This is a genomic window from Leucobacter tardus (genome assembly GCF_017583045.1).
GTDB lineage: Bacteria > Actinomycetota > Actinomycetes > Actinomycetales > Microbacteriaceae > Leucobacter > Leucobacter tardus.
Genome location: NZ_JAGFBF010000005.1, coordinates 75,188 through 99,959, shown reverse-complemented (window position 1 = coordinate 99,959; position 24,772 = coordinate 75,188). Strand labels below are relative to the sequence as shown.

The 24,772-nt window shown below is 68.9% G+C and carries 22 protein-coding genes; 5 read left to right on the top strand and 17 right to left on the bottom strand.

The genetic code is table 11. The features are described 5' to 3' along the window. Positions 1–122 precede the first annotated feature (122 nt). The 4 genes from J4H85_RS07535 to J4H85_RS07520 form a co-directional block, all read right to left on the bottom strand. Complete coding sequence (locus J4H85_RS07535; protein WP_307863506.1) at positions 123–2,630, bottom strand: ComEC/Rec2 family competence protein; 2,508 nt, start codon at positions 2,628–2,630, stop codon at positions 123–125. A gap of 2 nt (positions 2,631–2,632) precedes the next feature. Beyond that, positions 2,633–3,499, bottom strand: coding sequence for a ComEA family DNA-binding protein (locus J4H85_RS07530; protein WP_243893582.1), 867 nt, complete (start codon positions 3,497–3,499; stop codon positions 2,633–2,635). 134 nt (positions 3,500–3,633) lie between these two features. Continuing rightward, positions 3,634–6,153 (bottom strand): leucine--tRNA ligase, encoded by a 2,520-nt coding sequence (gene leuS, locus J4H85_RS07525; RefSeq protein WP_208238400.1) that lies wholly within the window; start codon positions 6,151–6,153, stop codon positions 3,634–3,636. A 59-nt stretch (positions 6,154–6,212) separates the two neighbouring features. Beyond that, on the bottom strand, positions 6,213–7,592 hold the full coding sequence (locus J4H85_RS07520; protein ID WP_208238398.1) for an anthranilate synthase component I family protein: 1,380 nt from the start codon (positions 7,590–7,592) through the stop codon (positions 6,213–6,215). Between the two features lie 57 nt (positions 7,593–7,649). Here J4H85_RS07520 and J4H85_RS07515 point away from each other — a divergent pair, with 57 nt between their 5' ends. Further along, entirely contained in the window at positions 7,650–8,450 is an 801-nt protein-coding gene (locus J4H85_RS07515; protein ID WP_208238396.1) for an aminotransferase class IV, read from the top strand. Positions 8,451–8,454: 4 nt separating this feature from the next. Here J4H85_RS07515 and cydC read toward each other — a convergent pair whose 3' ends face one another. The 4 genes from cydC to J4H85_RS07495 are packed head-to-tail and all read right to left on the bottom strand — an operon-like array spanning position 8,455 to position 14,288. Continuing rightward, a complete protein-coding gene (cydC, locus tag J4H85_RS07510) occupies positions 8,455–10,131 on the bottom strand; it encodes a thiol reductant ABC exporter subunit CydC (protein WP_307863505.1) in 1,677 nt (558 codons plus the stop codon). After that, positions 10,128–11,771, bottom strand: coding sequence for a thiol reductant ABC exporter subunit CydD (gene cydD / locus J4H85_RS07505; RefSeq protein WP_208238394.1), 1,644 nt, complete (start codon positions 11,769–11,771; stop codon positions 10,128–10,130). The genes cydC and cydD overlap by 4 nt, the downstream gene beginning before the upstream one ends. 27 nt (positions 11,772–11,798) lie before the next feature. Next, positions 11,799–12,827, bottom strand: coding sequence for a cytochrome d ubiquinol oxidase subunit II (gene cydB / locus J4H85_RS07500; protein ID WP_208238392.1), 1,029 nt, complete (start codon positions 12,825–12,827; stop codon positions 11,799–11,801). Positions 12,828–12,839: 12 nt separating this feature from the next. Further along, entirely contained in the window at positions 12,840–14,288 is a 1,449-nt protein-coding gene (locus tag J4H85_RS07495; protein ID WP_208238390.1) for a cytochrome ubiquinol oxidase subunit I, read from the bottom strand. Between the two features lie 281 nt (positions 14,289–14,569). On the opposite strand from J4H85_RS07495, the gene J4H85_RS07490 reads away from it, so the two are divergent. Further along, the gene (locus J4H85_RS07490; protein WP_307863503.1) at positions 14,570–15,658 is read left to right on the top strand and encodes an App1 family protein phosphatidate phosphatase; all 1,089 of its coding nucleotides are present in this window, start codon (positions 14,570–14,572) and stop codon (positions 15,656–15,658) included. Next, complete coding sequence (locus tag J4H85_RS07485) at positions 15,655–16,728, top strand: FUSC family protein (RefSeq protein ID WP_208238388.1); 1,074 nt, start codon at positions 15,655–15,657, stop codon at positions 16,726–16,728. Before J4H85_RS07490 ends, J4H85_RS07485 begins: the two co-directional genes overlap by 4 nt. A gap of 49 nt (positions 16,729–16,777) precedes the next feature. Here J4H85_RS07485 and J4H85_RS07480 read toward each other — a convergent pair whose 3' ends face one another. The 7 genes from J4H85_RS07480 to rpsP all read right to left on the bottom strand — a co-directional run bounded on the left by J4H85_RS07480 (position 16,778) and on the right by rpsP (position 21,571). Beyond that, the gene (locus tag J4H85_RS07480) at positions 16,778–17,332 is read right to left on the bottom strand and encodes a YceI family protein (RefSeq protein ID WP_208238386.1); all 555 of its coding nucleotides are present in this window, start codon (positions 17,330–17,332) and stop codon (positions 16,778–16,780) included. An 89-nt stretch (positions 17,333–17,421) separates the two neighbouring features. After that, a complete protein-coding gene (locus J4H85_RS07475) occupies positions 17,422–18,183 on the bottom strand; it encodes a type 1 glutamine amidotransferase (RefSeq protein ID WP_279592046.1) in 762 nt (253 codons plus the stop codon). Between the two features lie 26 nt (positions 18,184–18,209). After that, positions 18,210–19,559, bottom strand: coding sequence for a Mur ligase family protein (locus J4H85_RS07470; RefSeq protein WP_208238384.1), 1,350 nt, complete (start codon positions 19,557–19,559; stop codon positions 18,210–18,212). A 19-nt stretch (positions 19,560–19,578) separates the two neighbouring features. Beyond that, complete coding sequence (trmD, locus tag J4H85_RS07465; protein ID WP_208238382.1) at positions 19,579–20,301, bottom strand: tRNA (guanosine(37)-N1)-methyltransferase TrmD; 723 nt, start codon at positions 20,299–20,301, stop codon at positions 19,579–19,581. Further along, positions 20,298–20,894, bottom strand: coding sequence for a ribosome maturation factor RimM (gene rimM, locus J4H85_RS07460; RefSeq protein WP_208238380.1), 597 nt, complete (start codon positions 20,892–20,894; stop codon positions 20,298–20,300). Before rimM ends, trmD begins: the two co-directional genes overlap by 4 nt. Continuing rightward, complete coding sequence (locus J4H85_RS07455) at positions 20,894–21,154, bottom strand: RNA-binding protein (protein WP_208238378.1); 261 nt, start codon at positions 21,152–21,154, stop codon at positions 20,894–20,896. Before J4H85_RS07455 ends, rimM begins: the two co-directional genes overlap by 1 nt. A gap of 3 nt (positions 21,155–21,157) precedes the next feature. Continuing rightward, positions 21,158–21,571, bottom strand: coding sequence for a 30S ribosomal protein S16 (gene rpsP / locus J4H85_RS07450; protein ID WP_208238376.1), 414 nt, complete (start codon positions 21,569–21,571; stop codon positions 21,158–21,160). Between the two features lie 186 nt (positions 21,572–21,757). Here rpsP and J4H85_RS07445 point away from each other — a divergent pair, with 186 nt between their 5' ends. Then, positions 21,758–22,951 (top strand): glutamate--cysteine ligase, encoded by a 1,194-nt coding sequence (locus J4H85_RS07445; RefSeq protein WP_208238374.1) that lies wholly within the window; start codon positions 21,758–21,760, stop codon positions 22,949–22,951. On the opposite strand, the gene J4H85_RS07440 is transcribed toward J4H85_RS07445, so the two are convergent. Then, the gene (locus tag J4H85_RS07440; RefSeq protein ID WP_208238372.1) at positions 22,932–24,155 is read right to left on the bottom strand and encodes an acyl-CoA dehydrogenase family protein; all 1,224 of its coding nucleotides are present in this window, start codon (positions 24,153–24,155) and stop codon (positions 22,932–22,934) included. The two genes, J4H85_RS07445 and J4H85_RS07440, sit on opposite strands and share 20 nt — an antisense overlap. A 69-nt stretch (positions 24,156–24,224) precedes the next feature. Between J4H85_RS07440 and J4H85_RS07435 the strand changes: the two genes are divergently transcribed. Next, on the top strand, positions 24,225–24,536 hold the full coding sequence (locus tag J4H85_RS07435) for a hypothetical protein (RefSeq protein WP_208238369.1): 312 nt from the start codon (positions 24,225–24,227) through the stop codon (positions 24,534–24,536). Here the strand turns inward: J4H85_RS07435 and J4H85_RS07430 are convergent. Then, complete coding sequence (locus tag J4H85_RS07430; RefSeq protein WP_208238368.1) at positions 24,533–24,739, bottom strand: hypothetical protein; 207 nt, start codon at positions 24,737–24,739, stop codon at positions 24,533–24,535. The genes J4H85_RS07435 and J4H85_RS07430 overlap by 4 nt on opposite strands. Positions 24,740–24,772: the final 33 nt, after the last annotated feature.

Sequence of the window (24,772 nt, the reverse complement as noted above, 5' to 3'; positions counted from 1 at the left end):
TCGGACGAATGATCTGGCTGGCGGCTTCACGATCGGTCGTGGGGCATGCCGCCACTGGATGCGAGAGACCAGGATACTCCTGCGTACGGCCGGTGTGGGTCGAGGGCATTCGAGAATCACACTCACGTTGCGCGCTCGACCCAGATGTCGAATGGTTCGCCGGGCTCCTCTGTTCGACTCACGGCGATCGCGCCTGCGGTATCGGTGCGCACTGCGGCGGTACCGGCAGCCTGGAGGGCGCGGAGCACGTCGGGATGCGGGTGCCCGTACGAGTTGTCGGCACCGACGGAGATGAGTCCCACCTGCGCGCGCGCAGCGGTGATCAGTGCAGGGTCCTGATCACCCGACCCGTGATGCGCGACCTTCAGCACATCCGCGGTCAGCTCGGCTCCGGTGCGCAGGAGCGCGCGATGCTCGGCTTCACCGGTATCGCCGAGCATCAGGACCGAGACGCCTCCGGCGTCGACACGCATCACCAGGCTCGCATCGTTCGTCTCCTCGGGCACGGCTCCCTCCCCCGGTGCGAGCACCCGCCAGTCCGGTCCCGTCCCGTCTGCGGCTCCGGCGACACCGGTCGAACCGATGACCCAGGGGACCGCGGCGGCCTGCAGCTCCGCGGTCACCTCCCGTATCCCGGTCTCGGCTTGCTCCCGCGTGGGCGGGGCGATGATCGCGGCCTCCGCGATCGGCGCGACCACCTCGAGCGCACCGACGTGGTCCTGATCGTCGTGCGTCAGCACGAGGGTCGCGATCCGGGTGACTCCGAAGCTGCTGAGGCAGGCGGCGAGCAGCTCGGCATCGTCCCCGGTGTCCACGAGCATGACCTCGCGCGGTTCCTCCGGGTCTCGCAGCAGCAGCGCATCCCCCTGCCCCACGTCGCACGCCACGACGCTCCACCCCGAGGGCGTCGCAATCCGGTTCGCGACCGGAGTCACCACGATCACGGCGGCACCCGTGCCGCACGCGGCACTCGTCAGCAGCGCGATGAGCAGACGCGCGCGACGCGGTCTCGGCGGCGCCTCCTGCCACGGGTGCGATCGTGCCTGCGACGGCGCGCCGGGCACCGGCAACCGTTCGCTCCGGATCGCCCAGGCCGCCACGATCGCGACTTCGCAGCAGACGAGCAGGAGGACACCGACGGTGCCGCCCGGCCAGTGCCACCGCGCCAGCGGCAGCTCCGACGTCACCGTCGCGGTCGCCTCCACCCAGCGGGTCGCTCCACTGGCGACCCACACGCAGACGGCACCTCCAGACGACCAGACCGGGAGCAGGACCAGTGCCAGTAGCCCGAACCCGGTTCCGATCGGGGCGGCGGGAGCCGCAATGACGTTCGCGAGCACACCGACCGCCGGAATCCCGTCGTGCAGGGTCAATAGGATCGGTCCGCATGCGAACTGCGCCACAGCCGCCACCGCCACCGGAAGGACCAGCACCCGCGGCATCCGCGCGCGTCGCAGTCCTCGTTCGACGCTCGGCACACCGAGCAGAATGCCCGCCGTAGCGCAGACGGACAACGTGAACCCCGGCGCACGCGCCTGCCAGGGATCCGCGCACAGCAGCGCCAGAATGGCGCAGGCGAGTGCGGGCAGCGCCGTTCGACGTTTGCCGCCGAAATCGGAGACCAGCACCACTCCCGCCATGACCGCCGCTCGCTGCACGCTCGCGTCAGGCCCCACCACGACGACGAATCCGGCGAGTCCGGCGCCCGCGAGCAGGATGCGCAGCCGCCTCCCCGCTCCCAGTCGTGACGCGACCGCCATCACGGCGATCGTCACCAGGGCACAGTTCGCCCCGGACACCGCCGTGAGGTGGGTGAGCGAGCTCTCGAGCATCCGCTCCTCGGTGTCCTGCGGAACCGCGGAGGTGTCCCCGACGGCGAATCCCGGTACGAGTTCTGCTCCCGGAATACCCGCGGCAGTCTCCCTCAGTCCCTGCCGCAGCGCTGCTGCGCGCGCCCCGGCCCTGGCCTCCAGACGATCGAAGAGTGCGGTAGCGGTGCGCTCGGTGATCGTGACGACGGAGATCGCGTACCCCGCAGTCGACGCCGGTTCCAGACGTTCCAGTCTCCCCGAGACCTCCACGGGAGTGCCCGGCGCCCAGTGCGCCGCAGGCGGATCGGACATCCAGAGCAGCACGGGAACCGACCCCTTCGATGTCCGCGCCTCGCCCCGCGCCCAGAACCGGTCGCTCTCCGTCGACGCACTGCCCTCAGGAAAGCTCGTCAGCGTCACGTTCATCGGCACGATCTCGACACGCTCGGCCGCGGCACTGAGGTCGGGGTCGTCTCGCGCATCCGCCAGCGTCACGATGCGGGCGGAGAGGACCACCAGTACGGCGCACGCGACCGCGGCGTACCGCGCACCGTGATCGCCGATCCGCGCCACCGCGCGCGGCACGGGTCGCCCGCGTTGAGATGCGCCGCGCTCCGCGAGAGCGCACGCACCGATGACGCTCGAGACGAGCACCACAGCGCACGCCACTCCCCACGCGACACTGGTGCTGCCGATGGCGACCGCCGCGACCGCCCACCCGAGCAGCGCCGGGAGCAGCAGGCGCCACTGACCGGGCGGACCCGTGAGGGGGCGCGTCGACGGGCCGACCTCCTCCGTATCGTCCCGGCGATCCCGCACGACTACACCGTCACCCGGTCGCGGAAGCCCTCGAGCGTCTTCTCCCCGATGCCGGATACCTCCAGGAGTTGATCGACGCTCGTGAACGCTCCGTTGGCTGCGCGCCAGTCGATGATGCGCTGGGCGAGTGCCGGCCCGACCCTCGGCAGCGTCTCGAGCGCGGCGGCATCCGCTGTGTTCAAGTTCACGAGCGCGCCCGGACTCGCACCGTTCGCACCCGTCCCACCGCTTCCCCCGCTCTCGGCAGTGTCAACCCCACCGGGAGCGGCCGACATCTCGGCTTCCGCGGTGTCCGGCACCGTGATCTGTTCCCCGTCGACGACCACCCGCGCGAGGTTCACACCAGCCAGCACGGCGCGCTTCGTCGGACCCCCGGCGGCGTCGAGCGCGTCGCGCACCCGAGCACCCGACGGGAGCTCGACCACGCCGGGATCGGCGACCTCGCCGACGACGTGGACGAACGCGCTGCCGGGCGTCGGGCCGACGCCGACGTCCGCTGCCTGGTCCTGAGCATCCGCACTGCCACCAGGCTCGGCGCGGGACGATGCGCTCGGCGCGACCTGACCGGCCGTCGATGTCGAAACAGCCGCTTCCCCGCCTCCGGGTGCGTGCGGACGCAGCCACACGATGACGATCGCGACGAGCACGGCGACGACCATCAGCACCCCGGCTGCGACGGCCGGGGTGCTGACTGCGCGGGCGATGCGGGACCTCAGCGGGGGGCGCGGGCGCCACTCGAGGGGCTCAGAGTCTGGTGCGTTCGAACGCGCAGTGAGCAGCTTCGCCGCGCCGGACGCTGATGGCGACCGTTCGGTCGGCAGGTCGTCGATCCCGGGAAGGCGGCGTTCAGGGGCGTGGTAGGCGGGCATGCCCTCACGGTATGGAGGGCATGCCCGCCCGCGCAGCGCATCCGTGTACCGCGTGCACGACGCGCCGGACGACCGGCGTAACGTCTGCCTGTGCACGAATGCCGGCGCCGCGTGAAACCGGCGCCGATCGCGACTTATGCCGGCTTGGAGGCGATGCTGATGATCTTCGGCACGCGCACGATGAACTTCACGACCTCACGACCCTCGAGCGCGCGCTGCACCGACTCGGACGCACGTGCCGCTGCCTCCGCATCGGCTTCGGACACCGATGCAGGGAGAGTGAGACGATCGCGCACCTTGCCGTCGACCTGCACGACCAACGTGATCTCGTCCTCGACGAGCAGCGCCGGGTCCGGCTCCGGCCACACCGCGAGCGCGACCGTCGGCTCATGGCCGAGCATCGCCCACATGTCCTCGGCCGCGTAGGGGGCGAACAGCGACAGGATCATCGCGATGGCTTCGGCCGACTCGCGCACCGCGGGGTCGGCGGACCCGGTCGCGCCGTCGATCGCTTTGCGGGTCACGTTGACCTGCTCCATGAGGCGAGCGACGACCACGTTGAACTTGTAGGCCTCGACCAGGCCCGGAGCATCGGCCAACAGGCGGTGCGTGTGACGACGCAGTGCGACATCGCCGCTCGAGCCGTCGTGCGACGCCGAATCGCCCTCACCCGCCTCGGCCACGTCACGGGCGATTCGCCACGCGCGGGCGAGGAACTTCGCGGACCCCTGCACCGAGACGTCGGCCCAGTCGATGTCGTCCTCGGGCGGACCGGCGAACGCGAGCGTTACCCGCAAAGCATCGGCACCGTGGTCGCGGAGCTCCGAAGCGAATTCGACGAGGTTGCCCTTCGACTTCGACATCTTGGCGCCGTCGAGCAGTACCATGCCCTGGTTGAGCAGCGCCGTGAACGGCTCTTCGAAATCGAGATAGCCGAGGTCGTGCAGCACCTTCGTGATGAAGCGCGAGTACAGCAGGTGGAGGATCGCGTGCTCGACGCCGCCCGCGTACTGGTCGATCGGACCCCACTGCTTCGCCTGCTCCGGATCGAACGCCTGCGTGCCGTCGTTCGCCGCAAGGAAACGCAGGTAGTACCACGAGCTGTCGACGAACGTGTCCATAGTGTCGGGGTCGCGGCTGAGCGTCTCACCCGTCGCCGGGTCGGTGACCGTCGCCCACTTCGTCGCGCCGCCGAGTGGTGACGTGCCCTTCGGTTTCAGATCGAGACCCGCCGACGGTGGCAGCTCGACCGGCAGCTCGGTCTCGGCCACCGGACGCATCGATCCGTCCGCGCCGTGGAGGATCGGGATCGGCGTTCCCCAGTACCGCTGACGCGAGATGAGCCAGTCGCGCAGTCGGTACGTCGTCGACGCGCGGCCCGTGCCGCGCCCCTCGAGCACCTCGATGGCGCGGCCGATGGCGTCGGTTTTCGAGAGTCCGTCGAGCTCGCCGGAGTTCACGAGCGTGCCGTCGCCGGTGAGCGCGATACCCGACTCCGCCGGGTCGGGCAGCGTCTCGCCGTCGGCATCGCGCACGTCGAGGACGACCCGCACCGGCAGGTCGTACTTCCGAGCGAAATCGAGGTCGCGCTGGTCGTGCGCCGGCACGGCCATGATGGCGCCGTGCCCGTAGTCGGCGAGCACGTAGTCGGCCGCCCAGACGGGGATCCGCTCGCCGTTCACCGGGTTCACCGCGAAGTGGTCGAGGAAGACGCCGGTCTTCTCGCGATCGGCGCTCTGGCGCTCGATCTCGCTCTGCTGCTGCGCCTGCTCGAGATAGGACTGGAACTGCGCGCGCACCTCCTCCGACGCGCCGGCCGCCAACTCGGCCGCGAGATCCGAGTCGGGCGCGACGACCATGAAGGTGGCGCCGTGCAGGGTGTCTGGCCGCGTGGTAAACACCGGGACGCGCGCGTCCCTGCCCTCGATCTCGAACTCGACCTCGGCGCCCCGCGACCGCCCGATCCAGTTGCGCTGCATGTTCAGCACCTTCGACGGCCAGGTGTCCTCGAGTGCATCGAGGTCGTCGAGCAGCCGATCGGCGTAGTCGGTGATCCGGAAGTACCACTGGGTGAGCTTCTTCTTCACCACCATCGCCCCGGAGCGCTCGGAGGTGCCGTCGGGAAGGACCTGCTCGTTGGCCAGCACCGTTTGATCCTCGGGGTCCCAGTTGACCCAGCTGGCTTTGCGGTAGGCGAGACCCTTTTCGTACATCTTCAGGAAGAGCCACTGGTTCCAGCGGTAGTACTCCGGGTCGCTCGTGTGCAGGACCCGGCTCCAGTCGAACGACGGCGCATAGAGGCGGAACGACGACTTCTGCTGATCGATGTTGGCGTAGGTCCACTCGCGCGGATCCACGCCGCGCTTGATCGCGGCGTTCTCGGCTGGCAGTCCGAACGAGTCCCAGCCGATCGGGTGGAGCACGTCGTACCCGCGACCCCGCCAGTAGCGCGCGAGCACATCGCCGAAGCAGAAGGCCTCCGCATGCCCCATGTGCAGATCGCCCGACGGGTACGGGAACATGTCGAGCACGTACTTGCGCGGTCGACCGGTCTCCTCGGATCCGACCTCGAAGGGGCGCAGTTCGTCCCACACGGGCAGCCAGCGATCCTGGATCGCCCGGAAGTCGTAGCTGTCGCTGAGTTGCTCGGTCACACACACCTCTGTTCGCTGTCACGGTCGCCCGGAATCGCGGGCGCACACACGCCTTCAGACTATCGCGAACCGAGTGCACGGAGGATCGCGTCGGCCTTCAGCCGCTGTTCGGCGAGCTCATCGCTCGGGTCGGAGTCGATGGTGATCCCCCCGCCCGCTCCCACGAGCGCGTCGATCCCCCCGTCACGGGCGGAGCCCCGCAGTTCCACGCCGCGGATCGTCATGGCCAGTTCGCATGAGCCGTCGGAGCCAATCCACCCGAAGCACCCGGAGTACAGCCCGCGCGGGCGGCCCTCCAGCCGGCCGAGGATCTCGACCGCACTGCGCTTCGGCGCCCCCGTCATCGAACCGCCGGGGAACGCTGCGGCGAGCGCATCGGTGGCGTCTGCTCCCGGGCGCAGACGGCCGAAGACGGTGCTGACGAGTTGATGCACGTGCGGGTGCGCTTCAACGCGGAGGAATCCGTCGACTCCGACGCTGCCCGGAGCGCAGACCCGACTGAGGTCGTTGCGCATGAGGTCGACGATCATGAGGTTCTCGGCGCGCTCCTTCGGGTGCGCGGCGAGTTCCGCGGCGATGCGGTCGTCCTCCGCCGGCGTGCTTCCGCGCTTGCGAGTGCCCTTGATCGGGTGGGTGGCGACACGGTCGCCGGTGACGGAGAGGAAGCGTTCGGGGCTGGCGGAGATGAGCACCCGATCCCCTGCGGCGACGATGCCGCCCCGCAGGGCTCCTCCGTTCGCCCGCAGGGCTCGGTAGAGGTCGACGGGGTCGGTGTCCGGCGGCAGTGCCACCTCGGCCGTATCGGTGAGGCAGAGCACGTAGGCGTCGCCATCGCCGATCGCTCGACGGCACGCATCGACGGCGGTCTCGTAGTCCACTGCGTCGGTGCGCCACTGATGCTCTCGGAGCGGACGGGACCCGCCCGCGGCGGACGCACCGGATCCCGAAGCGGGATCGCGGCCGCCCAGCACATGGCCGTACGCGGCCATCCACCCCTCGATGTCGGCCTCGCTGGCGCCGCGTACCTCGGCTCGCCGCCCACGGTGATCGATGGCGAGCACGGCGTCGAGACGCAGCGCGAACGCCGGTGCCGCGTCGTCTGCTGCGGTTTGGGCGCCGAGCAGCGCGACGCCGAACTCGTACCCGAACGCGGTGACCCAGCCGTGGGCGAACCCGCTGCGACCGCGACCGGCAGCGTCGGGTTCCGTGCCGCGGAGCTGCTCGAGAAACTCGTACTCATGACCGGTCTGCGCGGTGCGCACGTGCGTCGTTGCCCCGAGATAGGTCGTTCCCCGAGGATCGCCGCGTTCGGCGGCCGCCGCGCCGTCGAGCCAGCACCACGCGTCACCGGTATCGGCCAGCGCGCGCGCGACGCGCTCGGGGTCGGGAACGCCGATGAGCGGGCGGACCGCGTACCCGCGGTCGTCGGCAGGGGGCATGGGGTCAGGGTACCGGTTCGCACGCGACACCGGTGGCTCGCCCGGTAGAGTCGCGGTATGTCCGAGCTGCTCGTCGCCGATTCGTTCCGTGTCCGCCGGAATCCCACGACCGGTATCGCGGAGGTGCGGGGGTGGCAGTTCCACCTCGACCGCTTCGCCCGCTCGGCGGCGAGCGCCCTCGACGAGCGCGGTGCGGCGCCGTCCGAGTCCGTGGACGCGTTCGTGCTCGCGGCGTCGGAGCGGGTCAACGCGTTCGGGGACGGGTTTCCCCGGTTCGAGCTGTGGCTCGATCCCGATGACACGGTGAGGTGGGGGCTGTCCGAACGGCCGCTCCCGGCGCTCACCGAGGTCATCGCACTCCGATCGATCGCGTTCGCTGACATCGCGGGCCTGCACGACCTGGACCGCAAGGGACCGAACATCGAGCGCTACCTCGCGGTGAACCACGAGCTCGGCGCCGAAGCGCTCATGCTCGACGCATCGGGGCACGCCGTGGAGGGCGCCACGACGAGCCTCGTCTGGTGGGACGCCGACGGGCGCGGGGCTCGCACGGTGCCGGGCGCCAGGGTCGACTCGGTCACCGAACGTCTCGTCGCCGAGGCCGCCCCGCAGCAACCGCCGACGGCGGCTCCACCGGGTGGTCACCCCGAACTCGCGGCACGCGATGCGGGGGTGGCGGAACTCACGGAGTCCGAGGTGTGGGCGGTCAATGCGCTGCACGGGATCCGGGTCGTCAGCCACATCGATGGAGTCGCGACGCGCACGCCCGATGCGTCGCGCCTCGACTGGTTCCGCGCCGTGCTGGAGCACTCGTGGGAACCGGTGCTGCTCGACGGGCGAGCCACGGGCGCCTGGTGACGCGTCAGCCGACCCGTTCGTCCAACCGGAGCCGCTGAGCGCCGACCCCGCCGGGCAGCGCCGTGTGGGTGATGAGGATCACGGCACGATCGGCGGGCACCGCCCCTATGAGGTCGGTGAGGAGGCGGTCCGCGCGATCCCGGTCGACTCCCGCGGTCGGTTCGTCGAGGACGACCACCGGGAAGTCGGCGAGAATCGCCCGAGCGAGCGCGATGCGCTGCGCCTGCCCGCCGGAGACGAGCACCCCGCGCTCGCCGACCGGCGCATCGAGCCCGCCCCGCTGAGCCGCCCAGTCAGCGAGTCCGACGCGCTCGAGTACATCCATCAGCTCGGCGTCGGACGCGCTGTCGCGCGCGAACTTGAGGTTCTGTCGCAGGTCGGCATCGAAGAGGTGCGGTTCCTGCTCGCACAGCCCGACCACACCGCGCAGCGCATGCGTCGTCAGTGCACGTGCGTCGACGCCCCCGATCCGATACGCACCGGTGTACTCGAGCAATCGCACGAGCGCCAGCGCGAGCGTCGTCTTGCCCGACCCGCTCTCACCGGTGATGACCAGCGTCTCCCCCGCCCCGAGCGTGAACGACACATCGGAGACGGCAGGCGCGGACGCACCCGGATGCGTCACGCCGAGGTGCTCTACCGCGATCAGTGGACCCGCCGCATCCGCTCCCAGAAGATTCGGCGCCTCATCGGGCGCATCCTCCATCGACGACGACTCGACGGGCACCTCGGCGGGCATCGGCGCCTCGGTCAGCTCGGCGACCCTCGCGGCGCTCGCCGCAACGGTGCGCCGCGCGACGAGCGCCTGCAGGCACTGGGCGAAGACTTCGAAGACCGCGGCGGGAACGATGACGGCGGCCGCGAACACCGGAGCCGAGATGCCTGACCCGACGATCGGCGCGAGCGCCAGCAGGATGATCAGAGACGCGATGCCTGACCCCACCGTCAAGATCGCACCGGTCAGCCCTGCGGCCCGGCTCCGGGCGAGCTGGACGCGGGTGAGATGCGCCTCCGCCTCGGCGATGCGATGCCGCTGCAGGGGCTCCGCGCCGAACGCGGCGAGCACCTCTGCGGCGGACGAGCGTTCGAGTAGACGGTCGACGAGCGCGGCTCGGGCGGCGGAGAGCTCCCGATCGCCGCGGGCCGCGATCCGGGCTGCGAGAAGCGCCGCGGCCGCACCGGCGACGAGCAGTACCGCCAGCAGGATGAGTGCCGCCGTCGCTGACGCGATTGCCAATACGGCGAGACTCGCGAGCACCACCACGGTGCTGACGATGAACGGCTGGCGCACCCGGAGCGGTTCGTCTTGCAGCTGGTCGACATCGTCGACGAACGCGGCGAGCACGTCGCCTCGGCGGTGGGAGCCCAACGCTCCGGGCACTCGAGGGACGAGGGCCGCGAAGGTCTCCGACCTGAGCTCCGACAGCTGCGCCAGCGCCGCATCGTGGCTGGCGATGCGTTCGACGTACCGAAATGCGGCACGGCCGATGGCGAGTGCGCGCACCCCGACGACGGCGAAGGTCAGGTGCAGGATGGGGGGCTGCTCCCCGGCGCGCACGATGAGCCACGCGCTCAACGCCAGGAGGCCCACGACGCACGCGTCGGCGAGCACGCCGAAGACGATGCCGGGTGTCCGGCGGCGCCGCGATGGCATCGCGCGCTGCAGCAGTGTCGCGCTCACGCGTGCACCCCCATCGAGACGGTGCGGTGGGCGGCTTCGATGAGCGCGTCGCGGTGGCTGATCACGAGCACTGCGCGCCCGGCGTGCGCCTCGGCCTGCAGCGCTGCCGCGATTCGGGACTCGCTCGCACGGTCGAGCGCCGAACTCGGCTCGTCCAGCACCACGGCGCCGGCATCCCTCGTCCACGCTCGATACAGGCACCGGGCGACCGCGACGCGCTGCGCCTGACCACCCGAGAGTCCGGTACCCGCGACCCCGAGCGCCCGGCGGGGGTCGAGATCCAAGCCGACCGCGGCGAGTGCCCGGTCGACGAGCGCGTCATCGGGCTCGGCACCGAGGGCGACGTTCTCGGCGACGGTGCCCTGCAGCAGTCCGGGCCGCTGGCCCGTCCAGGCGACATCGGGCGGTCCGAGCACCGTTCCGGAGTCGATCTCGACGAACCCGAGGAGCGCAGAAACCAGCGTGGATTTGCCCGCCCCCGATGGACCGGTGAGCGCCACGACTTCTCCGGGCGCCACGGAGAAGGTCACGGGACCGACGACGATGTCCCCGGCGCGCTGCACCCGCACGTCGGCGAACGCGATGCCCGCGGAGGGGCCCGCATCGCGCACGGACATCGCGCGCTCGGGCCGTTCGATGATGTCGAAGATGCGCTGGGCTGCGGTGAGCCCCTCGGTCGATGCGTGGAATGCGGCCCCGACCTGACGGATGGGGATGAACGCTTCGGGGAGCAGGAGGAGCACGAAGATGCCGAGCGCGAGCGGGAACTCGCCCGCGACGAGACGCGTGCCGACCGTGACGGCGACCAACGCGATCGAGAACGTGCCGGCGAGGTCGAGCACGAACCCCGAGAGGAACGTCACCCGGAGCACCTTCACGGTGCGCCGCCGGTACTCCTCCGTTTCGCGCTCGATGCGCGCCCGCTGCCGATCCTCACGACGGAAGATCTTCAGCGTCGTCAGCCCTTCGATGACGTCGAGGAACGACGTCGACAGGCGCTGCAGCTGCTCCCACTGCCGATCCTGCACCGACTGCGTCGCGAGACCGATCAGCACCATGAACACCGGGATGACGGGGAACACGATGCAGACGATGATGCCGCTCGTCGGATCGGCCAGGAGCATCGTCAGCACGAGGATCGGCGTCGCGCAGGCCGTGAGGATCAGCTGCGGTACGTAGGCGGAGAAGTAGCCGTCGAGCGCGTCGAGGCCGCGTCCGAGCACCGTCGCCGTCTCCGCATCGGATCGCCGCGCCGCCCACTCCGGTGAGCGTCCATCGAGCGCATCGAGGGCCCGTGACCGGAGCTGGCCCTTCACCCGGATGGCTCCGCGTGCGGCCAGCACGTCCATGCCCCAGCTCGCTCCGGCGCGCACCGCGACGGCAACGGCGCCTCCGGCGAGGAGCAGGGGCAGCGCCGCGGCGCCGAGGTCGCCCTCCGCGACCCGACCGGCGGCGTCCGGCGAACCGAAGAGGTCAGGGAAGGCGAGAGCGGGAAGCGCGAGCGCCGCGATCGCATGTGCGAGGCACCAGCACCACGCCACGATGGCAACGGTCCTGAGGACCCCCAGGACTGCTCCGAAACCGAAGACGCCGCGGGAGGCGCGCGCGTAGCGGAGCAGTCTGGGGTCGAGAGGTTTCACCGGGGAACAGTCTAGGCGCCCGCGCGCCTAGTGCGCTCCGGCGGGGATCGCGTCGCGCGAGATCCGCTTGCGGAAGACCCAGTACGTCCACGCCTGATAGGCGAGCACGAGCGGCATCGTGAACACGGCCACCCAGGTCATCAGTTCGAGGGTCTTCTGCGAGCTGGCGGCTCCCGCGATCGTCATCGACTCGGCGTCGCTGATCGTCGAGATCATGAGGTTCGGGAAGAGCGCCGAGAAGATCGCGAGCAGCGCGAACGCGATCGCCGCCGCGTTGCCGGTGAAGGCCCACCCCTCACGCCCGACGGCGTTCGCGACCCAGCCGGCGGCGAGCGCCACTGCCGCGATGGCGGCGCAGGCGATGATGAGCGGCAGCGTCGGGTTCTCCAGGTGCTGCACCACGGTCCAGAGCAGGAACGCGGCGGCGACGACGATCGTCATGAGCCCGGCGGTGCGGGCCAGCTTCCGGGCGCGCTCCCGCATATCGCCCTCGGTCTTCAACGCGATGAACACGAGTCCGTGGGTGAAGCAGAGGAGCGTGAGCGTGACACCGCCGAGGAGTCCATACGGGTTCAAGAGGGTGAGGAGGGTGCCCTCGAACAGCCAGCCGCCATTGTCCATGCGGCTGATCGGGAGTCCCTGGATCAGGTTCGCGAATGCCGTTCCCCAGAGCAGCGGCGGCACCAGCGAGCCCCAGAAGATGAACTGATCGAACCAGCGGGTCCATTCGCGCCCCTTGCCCTGATGGCGGTACTCGAAGGAGACTCCGCGCAGGATCAGCGCCAGCAGGATCACGAGCAAGGCGAGGTAGAAGCCCGAGAACATCGTGGCGTACCACTCGGGGAACGCGGCGAACAGACACGCGCCAGCGACGATGAGCCAGGTCTCGTTCAAGTCCCAGACCGGCCCGATCGTGTTGATGACGACGCGCCGGTCGGTGTCGTCCTTGCCGAGCAGCGGCAGCGCCATGCCGACGCCGAAGTCGAAACCGTCGAGCACGAAGTAGCCGATGAGCAGTACTCCGACGATGAGAAACCAGATCGTGGTGAGTTCCATGGTCAAACCTTCCTAGTACACCGTCGCGAACTGCCGCTGATCGGGTTCTCCGTCTTCGGAGTCGCCGCTCTCGAGTTCAGGCGGCCCCTCCTTCGCCGCCCGGGCGATGAGCTTGAACTCGACGACCGCGAGCGCGCCGTAGACGACGGTGAACGCGGCGAGCGAGACCAGGACCGCCCACCCGGGGACCCCGGGCGAGACGCCCTGCTCGGTCGTCATCACCCCGAACACGATCCAGGGCTGACGCCCCATCTCGGTGAAGATCCAGCCGACGAGCGACGCCAGCATCGGGAGGGGTGCCGACCAGATCGCGACCTTCCACACCCAGTTCGGCAGGTCCAGGTGCTTGCGGGTGATCCAGAGTCCGACAGCCGAGACGAGCGCGGCGAGTGCACCGAGGCCGATCATCCAGCGGAAGGCCCAGTAGGTCACCCAGATGATCGGTGCGAACTGGCCATCGGTCGGACAGGTCAGCAGGGAGTCCGCGCCACCGCAGTACATCGCCTCGTACTCGGCCTGCAGATCGCGGATGCCCTCGACGCTCCCGTTGAACGTGCCGTTCGAGAGGAACGACAGGAGGTACGGGATCCGGATCGAGAAGATCTCGTGCGCACCGTCGGGAGTGCCGAGACTGAACAGTGAGAACGACGCATCGGCACCGGAGGCGGAATCATAGAGCGCTTCGGCTGCGGCCATCTTCATGGGCTGCGTCTGCGTCATCACCATGCCCAGCTCGTGTCCGGTGAGCCCGACGCCGACGAAGGCGAGGATGTTCGTCCACGCGCCGAACCGGAGCGCCGTCCGCATCTCGTCGACGAACTGGCGGCGCTGCAGATGCCACGCGGCCACGGCGACGACCACCACGCCCGCGAACATGATGGATGCGAAGAGGGTGTGCGGGAACTGCGTCAGCGCGACCGGGTTGAGCAGGACGTCGCCGATGCTCTGGAGCTCGACCCTGCCCCGCTCCTCGTTGAGCTCGAACCCGACCGGGTTCTGCATGAAGGCGTTCGCGGCGAGAATGAAGTACGCGGAGAACACGGTGCCGATCCAGACGAACCAGATCGTGAGCACGTGGATCTTCTTCGGCAGCTTGTCCCACCCGAAGATCCACAGCCCGATGAACGTCGCCTCGAAGAAGAAGGCGATGAGCCCCTCCATCGCCAGTGGCGCCCCGAAGATGTCTCCGACGAATCGGGAGTAGTTCGACCAGTTCATGCCGAACTGGAACTCCTGCACGATGCCGGTCACGACGCCCATCGCGAAGTTGATGAGGAAGATCTTGCCGAACAGTCGCGTGAGACGCAGGTACTTCGTCTTGCCGGTGCGGACCCACACGGTCTGCAGGATCGCGACGAGCAGGCTGAGCCCGATCGTGAGCGGCACGAAGATGAAGTGATACAGCGTCGTCAGCCCGAATTGCCAGCGGGCGAGAGCGAGCGGATCGAGGAGTTCGTTCACAGGATTCTCCAGAGGCCCAGGCGCCACGAGGAGCGGCGCACTCCCTTAGTGGAACCGGGGCGAGCGGGATGCCCGACCCGAGTCACCGGTCGAGGACCGGTCGCCACATATTTTACTCTCTCTGAGAATCTCCTGCGAATCCGTTTCGAGGTCGAGAGATATACCACTCGGGCTAGAGATGCTCCGCGACACCCTTCGCATTCGAGGCCCTGCAGTTCGAGTCCGACACTGGTCAGAAGCCGAGCGCAGACGGAATTGCACCTACCGCATAGACTGTTCGGGTGGCTTCCGAGGACTCTCCCGACCCCCGACCGCTCCTCGTAGCGCGCCTGGATGACTGGCTGCACCAGCGTCGCGCCAAACGGGCCGTGAAGCGGGGCAAGGTTCCCTCGGTCATCCCCTACATCGGCTACGGCACGACCGATTCGCTCCGCGTCCTGGGGCGGCTCCTCTTTCTGAAACCTGAGAGTCGCGAGCACTCGCGACTGCGCCCCGACGTCGACGGCGTCTCGCGCGTCCGCGGTTGGCGCACGTTCACCAGCGTGCACGTCCCGTTCCAGGCGGTGCAGGTCTGCGTCGACGGCGCGCCCATCGCCGAGGTGCAGTCGGATCGCGGCGGCGTGATCAACTCGCGGGTGCCGGCGTCCCTCACACCCGGGTGGCATACCGTGACGCTCCGCGTCATCGCTCGCGGCCGTGGCGGTGCCGGGAAGGCACCAGAGCTCATCGGCGAGTCCGCCGATGCCCCGGTCTACATCATCGATCCCGACGCGCGTTTCGGCGTCCTCTCCGACATCGACGACACGATCCTCATGACGGCACTCCCCCGCCCGTTCGTCGCCGCATGGAACACGTTCGTCGTCGATGAGCACGCGCGAACTCCGACGCCCGGAATGGCGGTCCTCCTGGACCACCTCATCGCCGAGCACCCCGGGTCCCCCGCGGTCTACCTCTCGACGGGAGCGTGGAACGCCGCGCCGGCGCTCAGCCGGTTCCTCGCACGGAACCTGTACCCGATGGGCCCCCTGCTCCTCACCGACTGGGGCCCGACGCCCGACCGCTGGTTCCGCAGCGGTCAGGAGCACAAGCGGGAAGAGCTCCTCAGACTCGCGCAGGACTTCCCCGAGGTGAAGTGGGTGCTGCTCGGCGACGACGGCCAGCACGACGAGGCCATCTACCACGAGTTCACACTCTCCCACCCGCAGAACGTCGCCGCCGTCGCGATCCGGCAGCTCTCGGTCGGCGAGGCGGTGCTCGCCGGTGGGCGCTCGAAGGCGCAGCTGCATCGCAACGTCAGCGGCGTACCCTGGGTCTACGGGCCTGACGGAGCGACGCTCAGAGAGGAACTCATCAAGGTCGGCGTGCTGTGAGCGGCCCGCCGACGAGACCGTGGCGGCGTTTCGAGCGGCGCATGACGGGGCGGTTCACCGCCTCCGCGCGTACGCCGATCATCCAAGTCGTGAAGACGACGGCGGCGACACTGCTCACCTGGTTCGTATGTCTCACGATCTTCCCGGAGCAGATGCCGATCTTCGGCGCCATCGCCGCATTGCTCTGCGTGCAGGAGAACGTCGATCAGTCGCTCACTCGAGGCGTGGAGCGGGTCGTCGGCGTCATGCTCGGCGTCTCCGTCGCACTCGGAGCCGCGGCGATCTTCGGCCCGCAGGCATGGCTCTTCATCGCCGCCATCATCGTGTCGATGTGCATCGGGTGGCTGCTGAAGATGACGAACTCGTCGAGCAACCAGATCGCGATCACGGCGCTGCTGATGATCGCGCTCGGCGGCGCGAACAGCCAACTCGACTACGGCTTCGAACGGCTGACGGAAACCGCGATCGGTGCGGCGATCGGAGTCATCATCAATGCGGTGGTGGTCGCCCCCGTCCGCACGCTCCCCGTGCACCAGGAGCTCCGAGGTCTGTGCCACGACGCCGCTGCCGCGCTCAGGCGTCTGGCCGACGCACTCGCCGAGCCTCGCGACGACGAGTGGCTCGAGGACATGCTCGAGCGCGCGAGACGTCTGCAGGACGATCGCACCCGCGTGCACGCTCTGCTGCGGCAGGCTCGGGACAGTCTGCGCTTCAATCCCCGCGGCGCGAAGTACCGCGCATCTCTCGAGACCGATGACGCCCTGTTCCAGCGACTGCAGCCGATCCTCACGCAGATCACCGGGATGTCGCGGGCGCTCTACGATCTCTACGAGCCCGACCTCGTGACGGACCCGTCGGTGATGGGCATGGTCGAGGAGATGCGTCGCGCAGCACACGACCTCCAACTCCTCGTGACGCCCGTTCCGGCGTGGGGCGATGAGCCCGAGGAGCCGGCACTCACGGCGCCGTACACGATCCCTCAACCGCATCCCGACCACTGGGTCCTCATCGGATCGCTCATGGAGGACCTCAGACGCGTGCGCGGCCGGATCACCGGCGACATCGAATGAGTCGCTGGATGATCCGGCCGCGCGGGAGACCCGGGATCGGGCGCTAGTCCTACTGCATCGCCGCCTGGATGTCGAGCGTGATGGTGACGTCCGAGCCGAGCAGCACACCGCCGGTCTCGAGCGGAGCGTTCCAGGTGAGACCGAACTCTTCGCGCTTGACGACGGTCTTCGCGGTGAAGCCGGCCTTGTAGTTGCCGTAGGCGTCGGCACCGAAGCCGCCGAACTCGAAGTCGAAGGTGACCGGCTTCGTGACGCCGCGCATGGTCAGTTCGCCGTCGACCTTGAAGTCGCCGTTCTCTTCGCGCACCCCGGTGGAGACGAAGGTGAGCTGCGGGTGCTCCTCGGCGAGGAAGAAGTCGCCGGTGCGGAGGTGGCCGTCGCGGTTCTTGTCCTTGGTGTCGACCGATGCGACCTCGACCGAAGCCTCGACGGACGAGTCCAGCGGGTTCTCTGCGGTCACGAAGGTGCCGTCGAACTCCGCGAACGATCCGCGGACCTTGCTGATGGCGAGGTGACGCACGGAGAATCCGACCTCGGAGTGCGAGGGGTCGACCTTCCAGGTGCCGGTCCGGTATCCGGGGATGTCTGCTGCAGTGATGGCCACGAGAGCCCTCCATTTCAATTCATGTTGATTGACTTTTCAACCATAAGGCCGGCGGCGACGCGTGTCAACCGCGTTCACCCGCTATTCAGTCAGCGGGGTCGACGCTTCGCCGACTCGCGAGCCCGGGTCACAGTGTCGCCGATCTCGGCGATCGGGGTGAACCCGCCGTACCGCCGCTCGGCGGCGCGGGCGATCAGAAAATCGCTGACGCGCGGATTCTTCGGGAGGACCGATCCGTGCAGGTAGGTGCCGATCACGTGATGCGAACGCGCTCCCTCCAGGCCGTCATCAGGGTTGTTGCCCGCCCCCTGCGTCACCCGACCGAACGGACGCGACTGGGGCCCGAGGGTGGTGTTACCGCTGTGATTCTCATACCCGATCACCTCACCGAACTCCTCGGTGTCGAGCACGATGTTGCCGATCATGCGCACGTCACCGCCGCGGGTCTCGACATCGAGCACGCCGATGCCGCGGAGTTCGTCCCCGGTGTGGGTGATGAAGCGGTGGCCGAACAGCTGGTACAGGCCGCACACCATGAGCATCGGCACACCCTCGGCCACCAGACGGTGGATCTCATCGCGCTTCACCGCGAGGTCTTTCGCCACGCGACCCTGACCCGAGTCCTGTCCGCCGCCGCCGAGCACGATGTCGACATCGTCGGGCAGCGGGTCTCCCGGGTTCACTTCGACGACGCGAGGCGCGAACCCCTGCGCTCTGGTCCGTCGCACCAGCGAGAGCACGTTGCCACGATCCCCGTAAATGTTCATGTCACGGGGATAGAGATCGACGATGACGAGCTCTCGCGCGCCACCGGGCGGATCCGTCGCCGCCTGGTCGGTCGTGGCCTGCAGTTGCTCGCGCGGCTCCCGTGACGTGCTCACCAGATCTCCTCCACTTCCGTGATCGCGGCGAGCTCGCGCCGCAGCTCGAGCATCGCGGTATAGGTGCAGTAGATGCGCCTCGGGCGATCCCCCGTCTCCGAGCGGAAGGAGCGCAGGGCCGTCGCCAGGTCTTCGAGCACCCGATCGACGGGCACGTCGTCGTGCTCGAGGCGCAGCGTCATGTCCCACGCACGCGTACCACTGACCGTGCGAACGCCCGAGTCGGCCAGCGACGTGAAATCGACATCCCAGAGCCAGGACATGTCGCGGCCATCGGCGTATTGATCATTGATGGCGATCATGGTGTCCACGCCCGAGGGATCAAACGATGCCAAGCCGAGGCGGAATCCGGCAGGGTTCTTCACCAGCACGAGTTCGAGCGGGTGCCCGTCGAGCTGCAGCTGCTCGCCGCGGCCGAACGCCGGACGCACCTCGGAGAGCGCGGTCAGCAGCGCGGGCGTGCCGGTCTGCGCAGCCGGCAGCGCCCGGCCGCCGTGGTCCTCGGTCGCCCCGAGCACCAGGCGCACCGTCGCCAGAGCCGCGGCGGCGTTGAACGTGTTGTAGAGGCCCTCGAGTCGCAGCCCGGTCCGGTGGCGATCCCCATCGATCTCGAACACGGCCTCGTGATCGCCGATCTCCGCGAGCACGACATCGGCCGACGCGCGATCGGACTCGGGATCGGCCGATGCACTGTCGTGCGCCGCAGCGCCGTGGAAGTCGCCGTCGCTCGGGAATGTGGCGCGCAACGCGGCGGACAACCCGAACCTCCGGATCACCGGCCCCCTGGCGCCCGCAGCTCCGGCTTCGAGGCGCTCGCCGATCGCCTCCAGAAGCGGATCCTCGCGGTTGACGACCACGCCCTCAGTCGTCGCCTCGGCGATCCGGCGCAGCAGTTGCGCCGTCGCATCGATCTCTCCGAACCGATCGAGCTGGTCGCGCAGCACATTGAGCAATAGCGTGTGCCTCGGCTGCACACGGTCGATGAAGTACATCGCGTGGGCCTCATCGAGTTCGAGCACCGCGATGTCGGCCTGGAGTCTCCCCGCCAGCGTGCTCTCCTGCACCGCTGCGGCGATGACCCCGCGCGAGAAGTTGGAGCCGGTGCGGTTGGTGAACACCCGAAGCCCCTGCGCCTCGAGGATCTCCACGATCATCTTGGTGGTGGTCGTCTTGCCGTTGGTCCCGCTCACGGCGACCACGCCGTGCGGCAGACGCCCGAGCACTCGAGCGAGGAACCCCGGATCGATCTTGTCGACGACCAGGCCGGGCAGCGCCGATCCGCCGCCGCGCAGTCGCGCAACTTGGCGCACCGCTTTCCCGATTCCGGCAGAGAGCAAATCGCGCATGCCTCAACCCTACCGGCGGTTACTCGTCGCGCAGGTCCGGCGGGAGCAGCTCGGGCCGCACGCGCCGGGTCCGTGCGATGCTCTGTTCGCGCCGCCAGTCGCGCACCGCACCGTGATTCCCTCCCAGCAGCACCGGAGGGATCGTGCGTCCACGCCAGTCGGCGGGTTTCGTGTAGCTCGGATACTCGAGCAGACCGTCCTCGTGCGACTCCTCGACGAGGCTCTCGGGATTACCGACGACACCGGGCACCAGCCGGCAGACCGCCTCGATCATCGCCATCGCAGCGACCTCGCCGCCGTTCAGCACGTAGTCGCCGAGGCTCACCAGTCGCACCCTCGCACGGTCCCCGTACTCGTCGAACACCCGCTGATCGATGCCTTCGTACCGGCCGCAGCCGAACACGAGGTGGCGTTCTTCTGCGAGCTCTCGGGCCATCGCCTGCGTGAAGACCTCACCAGCGGGTGACGGGAAGATAATGATCGGACCGTCGTCGGAGGTCTCGCCCGCGGCGGACTCCGCCATGATCGCATCGAGCGTCTCACCCCACGGCTCGGGCCGCATCACCATACCGGCGCCACCGCCTGCCGGAGTTCCATCGACCGTCCGGTGACGATCATGAGCGGCGTCGCGCAGGTCGTGCACCTGCACATCGATCAGGCCGCGCGCACGCGCGCGGCCGAGCAGCGACAGCTCGAGCACCCCGAAGTACTCGGGAAAGATCGAGATCGCGTCGATCCTCATGCGGGGTCCGGGGTGTCGTCGGGAATCTCCTCGAACAGCCCTGCGGGAGGGGTGACCTCGACCACGCCGGCCTCGAGGTCGACGCGCGGCACGATCGCCTCGACGAAGGGCACGAGCACGGAGCCCTGAACCGTCTTCACCGTGAGCAGGTCCTGAGCCGGGAAGTGCTGCACCTCAGAGACCACGCCGACCTCGACGCCGTCACGGCGCACCGAGAGACCGACGAGCTGACTGTCGTACCAGGCGTTCTCCTCCGTCCCCTCAGCGACGGCGTGCTCGTCGATCCAGAGAATGGCGCGCACGATCGACTCCGCACCCGTGCGATCGGGCACCTCATCGAAGAACCCCACCGGCTGCGTGTTGAACCAGCGCAGTTCGCGCAACGTGACGGAGCGGCCGAACCACTCGGAATCCTCCGGCACCTGCAGGTGGAACACGGATCCCGGCGTGAACCGCAGATCAGGATTATCGGTGAAGAGCTCGAGCTTGACGCCGCCCTTCAACCCGTGCGGCTTGGTCAGTCGTCCAACGCGGAGGCTCCCCGACCCGATATCGGGGCGAGGAGCCTGAGCGCGCTTCGGTGCGTCCGCCATCAGGCGGCGCCCTCCGCTGCGGTGTCGACGACATCGATGCGGACCCGGTCGCCATCGGCGAGGGATCCGATCACCGTGCGCAGCGACTGGGCGGTCCGCCCGCCGCGGCCGATCACGCGACCCAGATCGTCGGGGTGCACGCGGACTTCGAGCGTCTCCCCCCGTGAGGACTCGCGCGCGTCGACGCGGACCTCGTCGGGGTGATCGACGATGCCGGAGACGAGGTGCTCGAGCGCCTCGGCCAGCGAGCGGTCGGCCATGGGTTACGCCTCGGTGTTCTCAGCCTCGGCCGAGTCGTTCGACTCCTGGGCCGGAGCAGCGGGCTTCTCAGCCTTCGGACGCAGCACGGTCTTCTTCGAGGCGTCGGCCTCGAAGACGGCCTTCGGCTCGACCGGGCGCACCTGCGACTCGGTGTTGCCCTCGCCCGAGAACTTGCCCCAGTCGCCCGTGAGCTTCAGGATCGCCGCGACCTGCTCGGTCGGCTGCGCGCCGACGCTGAGCCAGTACTGCGCACGCTCGGACTGCACCTCGATGAACGAGGGGTTCTCGGTCGGGTGGTACTTGCCGATCTCTTCGATCACGCGGCCGTCGCGCTTGGTGCGCGAGTCGGCGACGACGATGCGGTAGTAGGGCGCGCGGATCTTACCGAGACGCTTGAGACGGATCTTGACTGCCATGAATACTCCTTGTAAAGCCTGCGGGCGCGCGGATCGCGCGAACCCATCAAGCATGCCACACCCGACTTCGTAAAGCAATTTCGTCACGAACTGGGATTTTCTCGCAATCTGGTCAATCGGTTGTTGCGGGCCCCGTTGACGCTACTAGGCTGTTGCCAGTCAACGCCGCTCGGCGGGAGGAGCCCTATGGCTATCGAGTTCACGGCGTCGCCGAGATCCACGCTCGGCATCGAGTGGGAGCTCGGCCTGATCGACGCCCGATCCCGGGGTCTCGCGAACGTCGCACCGCAGGTGCTCGAAGAGATCGGGCACCGATGGCCGACCGACGCGTTCCCGCACGCGACGAGCGAGCTGCTCGAGAACACGATCGAGCTCGTCTCGGCTCCCCACGCCCGTGTCGGCGACGCCGTGCACGACCTCCGCGAGATGGCTCGCGCCGCGCTGACCGCCGCAGAGGCGAGCGGGCACCGCATCATCGGCAGCGGCAGCCATCCGTTCAGCCGCTGGGAGGCGCAGAGCGTCACGCCGTCCGAGCGGTACGACCGATTCCTTGAGCGCACGCAGTGGTGGGGCCGCAACATGCTCATCTGGGGTGTGCACGTGCACCTCGGGATCGATCGGCGGGAGCGCGTGATCCCGATCATGCACGCCGTACTCGCCTACCTGCCGCACCTGCAGGCGCTCGCGGCCTCGAGCCCGCTATGGGCGGGCGAGCCGACCGGCTACGCGTCGAACCGCGCACTCATGTTCCAGCAGCTGCCCACCGCCGGGATCCCCTGGGATATCGACGACTGGGAGGCGTTCGAGCGCGTCGTCGATGATCTCACGGGCACCGGCATCATCGCCGAGCCGACGGAAGCGAGATGGGATGTGCGGCCTGCACCGCGCTGGGGCACCATCGAGCTGCGCGCGTGCGACGGCGCGTCGACGCTCTGGGAGATCGGCATGCTCGCCGCGGTATCGCAGTGCTTGGTCGAGCACTTCCAGCGACGGCTCGACCGCGGAGAGCCGCTCCCCCGATTGCAGCAGTGGTATGTCCGTGAGAACAAGTGGCGTGCCGCTCGCTACGGGCTCGACGCCGAGATCATCGTGGATCGTGAGGGCGGGCAGATGCCGGTGCGCGACCATCTCACACAGCTGCTCGAGGAGCTCGCTCCCGTCGCCGCCGATCTCGAGTGCACGGCCGAACTCGCAGAGGTCGCCAGGGTGCTCGACATCGGCAACAGCGCGGCGCGGCAGCTCGATGTGCTGCACGACAACGGCGGCTGGGGGTTCCCCTTCGGAGATCTCCGCTCCGGCACCCCGAGTGCGGTTCCGAGTGGCGCATTGGAGGCCGTGGTCGATGCGCTGGCCGACGACTTCAGGGAGAGTCTGCAGTAGGCCCGTCGTCCCCATCGAGCAATGCCGCGGCGTACATCGGACGGGCCGCATCGATGCTCGGCGGATGGAATAGGCCCGCCGTTGCATCGCGCAGCAGCCGGCTCACCTCGTGGTCGTTGCTGAAACCCGAGCCGCCCGTGCAGAGGAGCGCGCTCTCGGCGCACCGCCGCGCAGCCGCGACCGCGTTCAACCGCGCACTCACCAATCGCAGCGGCCAGGCCGCGCCCAGGTCCTCCAGCTCGTCGAAGTCGCGCGTCGTCGCATCGAGCTGCGCGGGAATCGCGGTGAAATCGAGGTGCGCATCAGCGAGCCTCACCCGGCTCTCCGGAATCTCGGCGAACGAGGTGCCCCGCTGCGCCGAGTGTCGACCCGTGAGCGCCGCGGCACCCACCTGCAGCGCGCGACGCGCGACACCCGCATAGACCGATCCGATGAGCAATTGAAAGTTGGCCATGATGGCGAAGGTCAGCAGATCGGGCGTGCGCCCCTCCGGGATCCGACGCGCCACGCGCTCCGGTCGCACCCTGGCACCGTCGAGCACGGTCGCCCGACTGTGTGAGGCACGCATGCCCATGACATCCCACCGGTCCGAGACCGAGATACCGTCGCCGCCGCCCGCGGCGGCCTCAGCGTGCGTGCGCTCCACGAAGCCGAAGACCACCTGAGGTGCGTCCGGATCGGAGCGATCGAGCCCGTGCACGATGAGTCGGGTCCACACCGGCGACAGCGACGTGAAGATCTTCACACCGGTGAACGCGTAGCCGCCGCCCGACAGCGGTTCGGCAGCCGTGTGGGACCCGTACAGCACCCAGTCGTTCGCGGGCTCGCTGATGCCGAACGCGAAGATTTCACCCGCCATGACGTCCGTGAAGACGTACGCCAACGAGCGATCACCCCGCGCGAACATCGCGGCGACGACCCCCGTGCACATCAGGTGCATGTTCACGGCGAGTGCGGTCGCCGGGGCGGCGGCCGCGAGACGCTGCTGCAAACGAGACACCTGATTCAGGCTCAGCTCCGGCCCGCCGAACTGCTCGGGGACGAAGAGCGTGAGGTAGCCGTGGTCGCGAAGATCGTCGAGGTCCTCCCAGAAGAACCGGTTCCGTCGGTCATTGTCCGCGGCGCGGTCGCGAATCCGCGCGAGCAGCGAGTCGGGCAGATACCGCCCGGCGAGCGCTCGGTGTCGTGTCTCGCGGTCTGCCATCTGCTCCTCCTCGGCTGTCGCCCGCGCATCGAGCGCCGAACGGCGGCCCGCTCGAGTACGCTGAACCCTATGAGCGACGGTAGCACCCACGACCCCATCCGAGACGCGGTCCGCGAGAAGTACGCGGCACCGCAGCGCCGACGCAACCGTCCCCTGGACGCCCTCGCCTGGCTCAGTCTCGCCGGAGCGGTGCTGGGTCTCGTTGCGCTGCTCGTCGTCGTCACCGACGCCGGGAGCCCGCTCACGGTCGCGGTCTGGGCTTATCTCATCGTCCCGTTTCTCGGCATGAGCGCACTGTCACTGATCGCCTACCTGAGTGTGCGTGCGCTGGTGCAGGATCGCGCAGCGCGCGATTCGGAGTCAGGGAAGCCGAACGTCTAGTACTCCTCCGGGAACGTTCGTCTCGGTGACGTCGTCGCTTTGAGGTAGATGTGCACGAGTGAACGCTTCTTCTCGAAGTAGGCGTGACGTTCGATCTCGCCCGCCGCGTACTGCGCTTCGAGTTCGGCGATCGAGTCGGCGGCGTGCTGCGCGTCGTAGGCGGACCCGTTGCGGCTGAAGCCGCTGGATTCGCGAATGCCCATAGTCATCCTTTCGTCGACCCGGATCGCATACGC